Below are 9,782 nucleotides of genomic sequence, written 5' to 3'. Positions count from 1 at the left end.
CGCCGCCGCCGGCCGCCGAGCCGATGGGGGAGGCACCCGCTTCCGAGCCCATGGCCGAAGCGCCCATGGCCGAGGCACCCATGGCCGAAGCACCGATGGCCGAGGCACCCATGGCTGAGGCACCCGCGCCGGTGGCCCAGCCGTACGCCGCCGAGCCCTACCCCGCACAGCCGCAGTACGCCGCCGCTCCTGCCGCTGGTCCCGGACCGTCGGCCATGCCCGGCATCTCGGGCGACCTGGTCGACGGTCGCTTCTCCGAGAAGGAAGCCGGGGTCGGCCCGTCACTCCAGAACAACCGGCTGCTGCGGGTCCGGATCGGCGAGCCGTTCATGGCGCGTCAGGGCGCGATGGTCGCCTATCAGGGCCAGGTCGTCTTCGCCTACCAGGGCGGGGGCGCGGGCAAGTTCCTGAAGAAGGCGCTCACCGGCGAGGGCCTGTCGCTGATGCGGGTCGAGGGCGCCGGCGACGTGTTCCTCGCGAACGCCGCCGAGCACGTCCACATCCTCCACCTCAACAACAGCGGCATCTCGATCAACGGCGCGCACGTGCTCGCCTTCTCCGCGGGGCTCGACTGGAACATCGAGCGGGTCAAGGGCGGGAGCATCGCGGCGGGCGGTCTCTTCAACACCACCCTGCGCGGCAACGGCTGGGTCGCGATCACCACCGACGGCGAGCCGGTCGTGCTCAACGCCGCCGAGGCGCCGACCTTCGCCGACACCCAGGCGATCGTCGCGTGGTCGATCGAGCTGCAGACGTCGATCAACAAGTCCTTCACCGCCGGTTCGCTCATCGGTCGCGGGTCCGGCGAGGCCTTCCAGGTCTCGTTCGGCGGCCAGGGCTTCGTGATCGTGCAGCCGTCCGAGGGCGCGATCGTCCCCCCACACACGCACTGAGTCGAGCCGGCCGAGCCGGCCGAAGAGGGCGCTGGCCACGGCCGATAGCCTGGGGACGTGAATCAGTCACTGCACCAAGCGAACGAGCGCGTCCGCGCGGGCTTGGAGCAGATCGGCGACGAGATCCGCGACACGATCGCCGAGGTCAAGCCGCGGCTGCGCGGCTGGCTGCACGCCGCGTCGACGCCGCTGATCCTGGCGGCAGGCATCGTGCTGATCGCCCTGTCCCCCACGGCGTCGACCCGCGTCGGCTCCGCGCTCTTCGCGACGACAGCCGTCCTGCTCTTCGGCACCTCCGCGGTCTACCACCGCGGCACGTGGTCACCGAAGGTGTGGCGGATCCTCAACCGGTTCGACCACTCCAACATCTTCCTGCTGATCGCCGGGTCCTACACGCCGTTCAGCCTGATCCTGCTCGACGGCACCAGCCAGGTGCTCCTGCTCTCGGTGGTGTGGACCGCTGCCGTCCTCGGCATCGCGTTCAAGGTGCTCTGGCCGGGCGCACCCCGCTGGCTGTCCGCGCCGATCTACATCGCGATGGGATGGGCCGCCCTCTTCTTCATCCCGGCGTTCTTCGACGGCGCGCTGGCGCTCGGCGTCGGTGTCGGCGTCGCGACGTTCGTCATGATCGCGGTCGGCGGCGCTCTCTACACCGTCGGCGGGCTCGTCTACGGCTTCCAGTGGCCCGACCCCTCACCGCGGTGGTTCGGCTTCCACGAGGTGTTCCACTCGTTCACGATCGTCGCGTTCGCGGCCCACTACGTCGGCGTCTCGCTGGCGACGTACTCGTTGCGATAGGTCTCGTGACGGTCGCCAGAGCGACCTCCTCGACCAACGAGAATCGCCAGAGCGACCTCCTCGATCAACGGGCGTGTCCCGGGAGCGACCTCCTCGACCAACGAGCGTCGCCAGAGCGACCTCCTCGACCAACGAGAATCGCCAGAGCGACCTCCTCGACCAACGAGAATCGCCAGAGCGGCCTCCTCGATCAACGAAAGTCCTCAACCAAGGGCGCGCTGGAGCAGGAGCAGCACCTCGAGGTGAGCGGTCTGCGGGAACATGTCGAGCACCTGCGCCCGCACCGGGCGGTAGGACCGCATCACGTCGAGGTCCCGCGCGAGGGTCGCGGGGCTGCAGCTGGAGTAGAGCACGGCCGCCGGGCCGTCCTCCTCCAACCGCCGGGCCAGGTCGGCGCCGAGGCCGCGACGCGGCGGGTTGACGACGACCAGGTCGGCCCGCTCGCCGAGGAGGTACGCCGTCGCGTCGCCGGTNCTCGCCGAGGAGGTACGCCGTCGCGTCGCCGGTGACGAACCGCACCTGCTCCGGCGTCAGGCCCGCGTCGTCCCGCCCGCGCTCGGCGGCGGCGACGGCGTCGGCGCTGATCTCGATGCCGGTGACAGTGCGGCCCGGCCCGGCGAGGTGGAGGGCGAAGCCGCCCACGCCGCAGTAGAGGTCGTGCACCGTGCCCGGGGCGAGCTCGTCGACCCAGGCTCGGGCGGTGCGGTAGAGCGCGGCCGCCACCTCGGTGTTGGTCTGGAAGAAGCTGCGCGGCCCGAGGTGCAGGGTCAGCCCGTTGACCTGCATCGGCAGGGTCGTCTGCTCGGTCAGCGTCAGCTCCCGTTCCCCCTCGAGCACGGCGGCGTGGGCGGGCTGGATGTTGAGGGTGACGACCCGCAGCGCGGGCAGCGCCGCGAGCAGCCACGGCAGGTGCTTGCGGATCCGCGACTCCGCCTCCGTCGAGCGGAGCACCCAACGCACCATGAACTCGCCGGCCGGCGACTCGGTGACGAGCACGTGCTTGAGCTCGCCGCTGCGGGTCGGGACGTCGTAGGGCGCCATCCCGGCGCGGGTCACGAAGTCCGCCAGCACCGGCAGTGCGGCGCGGATGCCGGCCGTGTGCAGGGCGCAGTCGCGGAGGTCGACCGCACCCTGGCGGGGGTCCCACAGCCCGAGGGTCGGCCGGTCGACGGTGCCCCCCACGACCATCTTCGCCTTGGTGCGGAAGCCCTCCGGGGCGCTCGCGAGCGGCGGCAGCCACTCGGGCTCCGGGCGGTCGCCGAGGACGGCACCGACCAGCTCCCGGGTCGACGCCTGCTTCGCGGCGAGCTGCGCGTCGTACGGACGCTCCAACCAGGTGCAGGAACGGCACTCGAAGCGGTCGTAGTGGCCGCACTCCAGCAGGAGGCCGACCGCCCCGGGAGGTGGGGCGGTCGGCTCTGACATGCGGCCCATCGTAGGTGTCGAGGTCGGCGCCGACCCCCCGGATCCGCACGTCCCGCTTAGGCGACTAAGCAGGTCGTTCGACCTGCACATGGCCCGTTGTGGCCATGCTCCGACATAAAGAGCCAGACCTCCTCCGTACGCCTCCGAAAGCCCTCCATTTGCCTTGAACTGGAGTGAGTCCGGGCCGATCTGTTCCCCGGACGTCTCGGCTATTCGGAGGACCCCATGCTGATCCGCAGCGTGCGATTTCGCGCACTCATCGTCATTTTCGCCTGCCTGATCGCGACCGCCGGCGCGGTCGTCGACGCGCCCCCGTCCGACGCGGGTCGGCGGGTCACGCTCGACCGCCCGCGGGCGACGACCGACGCCGTCGTGCTGAACGGCGAAGCGCCCGCGCGGGCCCGGGTCCGGATCATGCGCCGGACCGCCGAAGGGTGGGTCCGGGTCGCGACCGACCGCGCCAACCGCCGGGGCAACTTCCGGGTGCGGCTCGATCGGCCGACGGAGTCCAGCTGGGTGGTCCGCGCCGTGTCGCTCGGCGACCGCAGCGGCAAGCGCTACGTGGCACCCGCGCCGACTCTCGTCGAGCCCGGGCCGTCCGATGCCTGTGGCGTCCAGCCGCGCAAGGCCGACGGCAGCCTCTGGGAGTGCACCTTCGTCGAGAACTTCGACGGTTCCGCACTCGACACGACCAAGTGGCAGCCCCAGGACACCTCGGTCACCGGCATTCCCAACGGCACCGCGTGCTACCTGCCCAAGCCGTGGAACCTCAAGGTGGCCGACGGCGCGCTGCGCCTGTCGGCGCAGAAGCTGGCCTCCCCGTTCACCTGCCGCAGCCCCTACGGAGACTTCGTCACCGACCGGGTGGCCGCCACCGTCACCACCAAGGGCAGGTTCAACCAGGCCTACGGGCGCTTCGAGTTCCGGGCGAAGATGCCCAACACGGCGGTCCGCGGTGTGCACTCCGCGCTGTGGCTCTACCCCGACAAGCACACCTACGGCAAGTGGCCCCTGTCGGGCGAGATCGACGTCATGGAGTGGTTCAGCGCGCTGCCGAAGCGGGTCTTCCCCTCGGTCCACTACGTCGACGGGCTCAAGGACGTCTACAGCGGCCTGGACAACGTGGTCGCCAACGCGAGCGTCTTCCACACCTATGCGGTGGAGTGGACCCCGACCACGATGAGCTTCTACTACGACGGCAAGCTGGCCTTCAAGCACTCGTGGACGCCGCTGGCTCCGCTGTTCGGTTCCCAGCCGTTCGACAAGCCGTTCAACGTGGTCCTCACCCAGGCGTGGGGCGGGCAGTGGAACTCCCCGATCGACGAGACGGCCGACCGGGCCACGATGACTGTCGACTGGGTTCGCGTCTGGAAGTGACCCTGCCCTGGCCCTAGGCTGCCCGCGTGGCGACAGGGCTGGAGCGGCTGGAAGCGGAGCCGGTGCTGACCACCCTGCACCAGCTCCGCGAACGGATCGGCGCCCGCTTCCCCGAGCGCGGTCTGTACGCCGTCTCCGGCGACCTCCTCGTGCTGGCAGGGCACGTCGCGACGAGCTCGGCCCGTCAACGCGACCGGCTGCGCGTCGTACGTCTCGGGTCCCGGGCGGTGATCGTGCTGGTCGTCGCGATCACCGGCCTGCTGCTGGTGTTCGCCGTCCGCGCCGCGGTCGTCGACGGCGGCCCGGCGCACGACATCGAGTGGCTGTCGCTGCTCGAGAGCGGCATCAACGACGTGGTGTTCGCGGCGATCGGGATCTGGTTCCTCTACACGGTCCCGGAGCGGCTGCGGCGCTCCGACTCGCTCGCCCTCCTGCACGAGCTCCGCTCGCTCGCCCACGTCATCGACATGCACCAGCTGAACAAGGACCCGGAGCGGCTGCGCAGCTCGTTCAAGCCGACGGCGGTGAGTCCGACGATCGGGCTGTCCTTCGAGGAGCTCGAGCACTACCTCGACTACTGCTCGGAGCTGCTGAGCATGGTCGGGAAGACGGCCGCCCTCTGCGCGGAGGAGTCGCGCGACGCCGTCGTCCTCGACACGGTGTCGACCATCGAGACCCTCACCACCGGGATGTCGCGGGAGATCTGGCAGAAGATCACCGTGCTCAACGAGGTCCGGCGCTCGGGCGCGTAGCAGCCGCTACGGCGACTTCTTGTTGCCGCGCCCGTAGAGCGCACCGATCAGCTTCCCGGCCCGCTCCTCGGTCTTCTCGGTGCGCTGGAAGGTGGTCAGCGCCAGCGCGGGCTTGAAGCGCTGGCGGGTGATCGCGTGGGAGTAGGTGAACTCCTTGAGCCCGTCGGGTCCGTGGATCCGACCGAAGCCGGAGTCGCCGATGCCACCGAACGGCAGCGCCGGCACGCCCGCGAAGGTCAGCACGCCGTTGATCGCGGTCATCCCCGCCCGCAGCTGCTCGGCCGTCTCCATCGCCCGCGCCTTGCCGAAGACGGTCGAGCCGAGGCCGTACGTCGTCGCGTTGGCCCGCGCCACCGCATCGGCCATGTCGCGCACCTTGGTGACCGTGACCGTCGGGCCGAAGGTCTCCTCCGTGATCGCGAGCGCGTCGTCGGGGACGTCGACGAGGACGGTCGGCTGGACGTAGCGCTCCCCCACCGCCTCCGGTCCGCCCACCATCGCTCGGCCGCCCCGCGCCAGTGCGTCGTCGATGTGGCGCCGGATGATGTCGATCTGGGACGGCATGGTGATCGGTCCGAGCTTGCCGCCGGGCTCGGCGGCGAGACCGGTGGCCTGGTCGGAGAGCTCCCGGACGAACGCGTCGTAGACCCGCTCGTGCACGTAGACCCGCTCGACGCCGGCGCAGGTCTGGCCGGCGTTGGCGGCCGCGCCCCAGATCGCGGCGTCGGCGGCGGCCACGATGTCGGCGTCCTCGTCGACGATCATCGCGTCCTTGCCGCCGGCCTCCATGAGCACGGGGGTCAGGGTCTCGGCGCAGGCGGCCATCACCCGGCGGGCGGTGCCGGGCGAGCCCGTGAACGCGACCTTGCCGACGCCGGCGGCGCAGAGCGCGGCTCCGGTCTCGCCGAAGCCCGTGACGACCTGGAGCACCGGCCGGCCGACCGCCTCGACGAAGGACGTCGCGAGCCACTCACCGATCGCCGGCGTGTGCTCACTGGGCTTGAAGACCACCGCGTTGCCGGCCGCCAGCGCGTAGGCGATCGAGCCCATCGGCGTGAAGACCGGGTAGTTCCACGGCCCGATCACGCCCACCACGCCCAGCGGTCGGTAGGCCACGCTCGCCGCTTGGTTGGCCATGAACAGCCCCGGCGAGACCCGGCGGCGCTTGAGCACCTTCTCGGCGTGGCCCGCAGCCCAGTGCAGGTGATCGATCGCCAGCGTGATCTCGAGAGCGGCGTCGCCGTACGGCTTGCCGTTCTCGCGGTGCACCAGGTCGACCAGCTCGTCCAGGTGGCCGACGATGTGCTTCTGCCAGCGGATCAGCCGCTCCTTGCGGCCGCCGAAGCCGAGGCTCTCCCACCAGGCGGCCTCGATCCGTGCCCGGTCGACCACCGCCTGCACCTGGGCGGCGTCGTGGACCGGATGGCTGCTCACGACCTCGCCCGTGGCGGGGTCGAGCGAGTCGAACGTGACGGTGGCGGGAGCGACGGTGGTCATGCTTCGAAAGTACTGCGGCGGTGGCCGTCCCGCATCCGGCCACGGTCGGATGCAGAGCCGGACGCCAGCTGGAAGCAGGCTGGACGCAGGCTGGACGCAGGCTGGAAGCAAAGAATGCGCCCAAGGTCCGCGGCGCGCGCTCGGCGCCCCTATTCTTCGACCATGGGAGGGGAGCCCCAGGAGGGCATCGAGCGGCTGTTGCGCGCCATCCAGGAGCTGTCGGCGGCGACGCACCTCAGCGAGGTGCAGCAGGCCGTGCGCACGGCCGCACGCGACCTGGCCGGCTGCGACGGCGCGACGTTCGTCCTGCGCGACGGCGACCTCTGCTACTACGCCGACGAGGACGCGACCGCTCCGCTGTGGAAGGGGCTCCGGTTCCCCATCGAGTCCTGCGTCAGCGGCTGGACGATGCTCAACCGCGAGCACGCGGTGATCTCGGACGTCTACGCCGACCCGCGGGTCCCGCACGACGCGTACCGCCCCACGTTCGTGCACAGCCTGGTGATGACGCCGATCCGGACGATGGCTCCGATCGGCGCGATCGGCGCCTACTGGGCCGACAACCACGAGGCCACCGCCGACGAGGTCTCGTTGCTCCGTGCGCTGGCCGACGCCACGTCGCTCGCCCTGGAGAAGGTCTCGATCCACCGCGAGCTGGAGCAGGAGGTCGCGCTGGCACCGGAGGCGCACCGCCTCGGCCGGACCGACGAGCTGACCGGACTGCTCAACCGACCTGGCTTCTCCGACGAGGTCGCTCGGATGCTCGCCGAGCGCGAGTCTGCCGCGGGCGCCGTCGCGTTCGTCGACATCGACGGCCTCAAGGCGGTCAACGACCTCGACAGCCACGTCGCCGGAGACCGCCTGATCGTCACGGTCGCCGAGGCGTTGCGAGCCGAGGTGCGCCCGGACGACGTTATCGGCCGGATCGGGGACGACGAGTTCGCGGTCTTCGCGCCGGACCTCGACGCGGGCGAGCTGTGGGCGCGTCTCACGCCCGCGCTCGGCGGGCTGGCCAGCGTCGGCACCTCGACGATGCAGGCGGCCGACGACCTCCAGGACGCGCTGCTCGCTGCCGACGGGCAGATGTACGCCGTGAAGCGCTCACGGGTGACCGCCAGTTCCTGAACGGCCCTGACCGGCCCTGACCGGCCCTGACCGGCTCAGCCGGAGGTGCCGACCAGCAGCACCGTGAACAGCAGGCTCGCCGCCAGGACCAGCGCGGTGGCGGCCAGGCCGGCGACCGGCGTCCGGCGCGCCATCCACTCGGCGACCCGGTAGAGCCCGGTCAGCGCGAGGAGCAGCACCGTCACGTGCAGGAGCACGGCGAGCGCGATGCCCGTCACCACCCCGGCGATCGCGAACCTCCCCCAGGCCAGGCCGAGCAGCAGGGGGAAGACGATCGCGCCGGCCAGGCCACCGAACAGCTCCAGCACGAACCCGCGGTCGGCTCCCATCCACGGGAGCCAGGCGACGACGTCGAGCAGGTCGAGGGTCGCGACCACCCCCAGGACGGCGATGATCGCGAGGCTGCCGAACGCGGTGATCCGGTAGCGCAGGTGCTGGGCTCGCGACCAGCTCGCCGAGCCGCTCCAGATCGTCCCGAGCGAGACCGCCGACCAGACCAGCCAGCGCCGGATCAGCGGGATGTAGCTGTCGCGCATCGCCCGTCGGAAGACCAGGTCGGCGGCGACCCGGTCGATCGGGTCGGCGTCGGGCGGGTAGCCGGTCGCGACGTAGTCCTTGCCGCCCACGAGCCCGTCGTGGATGAGCGCGGCCGGCAGATGGGCGCCGGTCTTCGGCACCAGCCAGGTGAGCAGCGCCGGGACCGACGCGAAGTCGGTCTCGAACGCGTCGAGGTCCGCGGGCACGAGGATCTCGCCGTACTGCTCGTCCTTGTAGGCGATCCGCCGCAGCATGCGGAACGACTCCCGGGCGAGTCCGCCGGAGTCCTTCTCGACCCGCTCGAGCATCACCTTCGCGCGGATGTCGGGGCGTGGGTCGCCGCCGGGCAGTCCGCCGTCGTAGAACGCCGCCGGTCGCGGGGTCGTGGGCGCCAGCTCCATGGGTCGATTGTGGCCTCGTCGAGCCCGCTACAGGGTCAGGCGCACCTGCCCTCGCCCAGCCGGACCAACCCGTTCAGGTCGCCGGTGCCGAACTCCCGCTTGCCGATGTTGTCGGCGAACATCAGCTCGTCCGGCGAGTCGACGTGGTCGAGGCCCACCAGGTGGCCGAGCTCGTGCAGCAGGATCGCGCGACCCTCGTCGTCCTCGCCGAGGATGTTGTCCATCTCCTCGAACGCCTCGCTGTCGAGGGTGACGCCGCCGGTGACGTAGCGCAGCCAGCCGCCCGGATCGACCTCGACCGCAACCGCGCCGCCGACGCCGGCGACGTCGTCGTCGAGCTGGGGCACCTCGTCCTCGGTCGCCCAGGAGATGAGCACCGGCTCGTGCCGTCCGATCGACGGCACGAAGGTGCGGTCCCACTGGGGACGGCGGTCGGTGCGGCCGTCGTACACGAACTCCAGGCCGGTGTAGTGCGCGACCACCTCGATGGCGTCGGCGACGAACTCCTCGGTGTCGTCGGCGTCGTCGGGAGCGCCGTCGGGGTTGATCTCGTAGTGGATCTCGTCGCACGGGTCCCACGCGACGGGCGCGCCCAGGTCGCCGGGCTGGTGCTCGAGGAACGCGTAGGTGCCGCCCGGCGGCACATCGGCGGGGTCGCCCAGGCGGTCCTCGCCGATGCCGAGCACGCGCCGGAGTCCCGCCGGGCCGTCGGCCGGCGCCCAGAGGATGATCGCGCCGAGCACGAGCAGGCTCACCAGCAGCGCGGCGCCCGATCGCCAGCGCTCGCTCAGCGGCCTGTCCACGCGCCCCTCCTCACCCCAGCGCCTCCGGCGAGGTCACCGGGCGCTCGCACACGAACCCGCGGCAGACGTACGCCGCCGCCCGGCCGTCGACGGCGGTCCGTCCGACGAGCAGGGGTACGTCGTCGCGGGGCCCGTCGGCGACCACCACGACCGCGCCGGGCAGCCGCCGGGCGC

At 71.5% G+C, this 9,782-nt stretch carries 8 protein-coding genes; 5 read left to right on the top strand and 3 right to left on the bottom strand.

Annotated features, from left to right (window positions below; all coding sequences use genetic code 11):
* The 4 genes from H0488_RS24335 to H0488_RS18950 all read left to right on the top strand — a co-directional run.
* Positions 1-893 (top strand): AIM24 family protein (locus tag H0488_RS24335; RefSeq protein ID WP_246372484.1); only part of this gene is annotated, 893 nt, incomplete at its 5' end.
* Positions 894-950: 57 nt separating this feature from the next.
* A complete protein-coding gene (gene trhA / locus H0488_RS18965) occupies positions 951-1,691 on the top strand; it encodes a PAQR family membrane homeostasis protein TrhA (RefSeq protein WP_312856433.1) in 741 nt (246 codons plus the stop codon).
* Positions 1,692-3,341: 1,650 nt separating this feature from the next.
* A complete protein-coding gene (locus H0488_RS18955) occupies positions 3,342-4,493 on the top strand; it encodes a glycoside hydrolase family 16 protein (RefSeq protein ID WP_183100797.1) in 1,152 nt (383 codons plus the stop codon).
* Between the two features lie 26 nt (positions 4,494-4,519).
* A complete protein-coding gene (locus tag H0488_RS18950) occupies positions 4,520-5,245 on the top strand; it encodes a hypothetical protein (protein WP_183100796.1) in 726 nt (241 codons plus the stop codon).
* Positions 5,246-5,251: 6 nt separating this feature from the next.
* On the opposite strand, the gene H0488_RS18945 is transcribed toward H0488_RS18950, so the two are convergent.
* The gene (locus H0488_RS18945; protein WP_183100795.1) at positions 5,252-6,742 is read right to left on the bottom strand and encodes an aldehyde dehydrogenase family protein; all 1,491 of its coding nucleotides are present in this window, start codon (positions 6,740-6,742) and stop codon (positions 5,252-5,254) included.
* Between the two features lie 162 nt (positions 6,743-6,904).
* Between H0488_RS18945 and H0488_RS18940 the strand changes: the two genes are divergently transcribed.
* Positions 6,905-7,867: a GGDEF domain-containing protein gene (locus H0488_RS18940; RefSeq protein ID WP_183100794.1), complete on the top strand. Its 963-nt coding sequence runs from the start codon at positions 6,905-6,907 to the stop codon at positions 7,865-7,867.
* 35 nt (positions 7,868-7,902) lie between these two features.
* Here the strand turns inward: H0488_RS18940 and H0488_RS18935 are convergent, their stop codons facing one another.
* Positions 7,903-8,805, bottom strand: coding sequence for a DUF1353 domain-containing protein (locus H0488_RS18935; RefSeq protein WP_183100793.1), 903 nt, complete (start codon positions 8,803-8,805; stop codon positions 7,903-7,905).
* A gap of 35 nt (positions 8,806-8,840) precedes the next feature.
* Positions 8,841-9,608 (bottom strand): matrixin family metalloprotease, encoded by a 768-nt coding sequence (locus H0488_RS18930; protein ID WP_183100792.1) that lies wholly within the window; start codon positions 9,606-9,608, stop codon positions 8,841-8,843.
* Between the last annotated feature and the right edge of the window lie 174 nt (positions 9,609-9,782).

Origin of the sequence: Nocardioides pelophilus, assembly GCF_014180685.1 — a bacterium.
In the GTDB taxonomy this organism is placed as follows: Bacteria; Actinomycetota; Actinomycetes; order Propionibacteriales; family Nocardioidaceae; genus Nocardioides; species Nocardioides pelophilus.
The sequence above is the reverse complement of the archived record's forward strand: the minus strand, read 5'-3'. Positions and strand labels throughout refer to the sequence as shown.

Coding starts and splice junctions, on each gene's coding strand:
- H0488_RS18940 (WP_183100794.1), top strand. CDS start 6,905: ATGGGAGGGGAGCCCCAGGAGGGCATCGAGCGGCTGTTGCGCGCCATC.
- H0488_RS18955 (WP_183100797.1), top strand. CDS start 3,342: ATGCTGATCCGCAGCGTGCGATTTCGCGCACTCATCGTCATTTTCGCC.
- H0488_RS18945 (WP_183100795.1), bottom strand. CDS start 6,742: ATGACCACCGTCGCTCCCGCCACCGTCACGTTCGACTCGCTCGACCCC.
- H0488_RS18935 (WP_183100793.1), bottom strand. CDS start 8,805: ATGGAGCTGGCGCCCACGACCCCGCGACCGGCGGCGTTCTACGACGGC.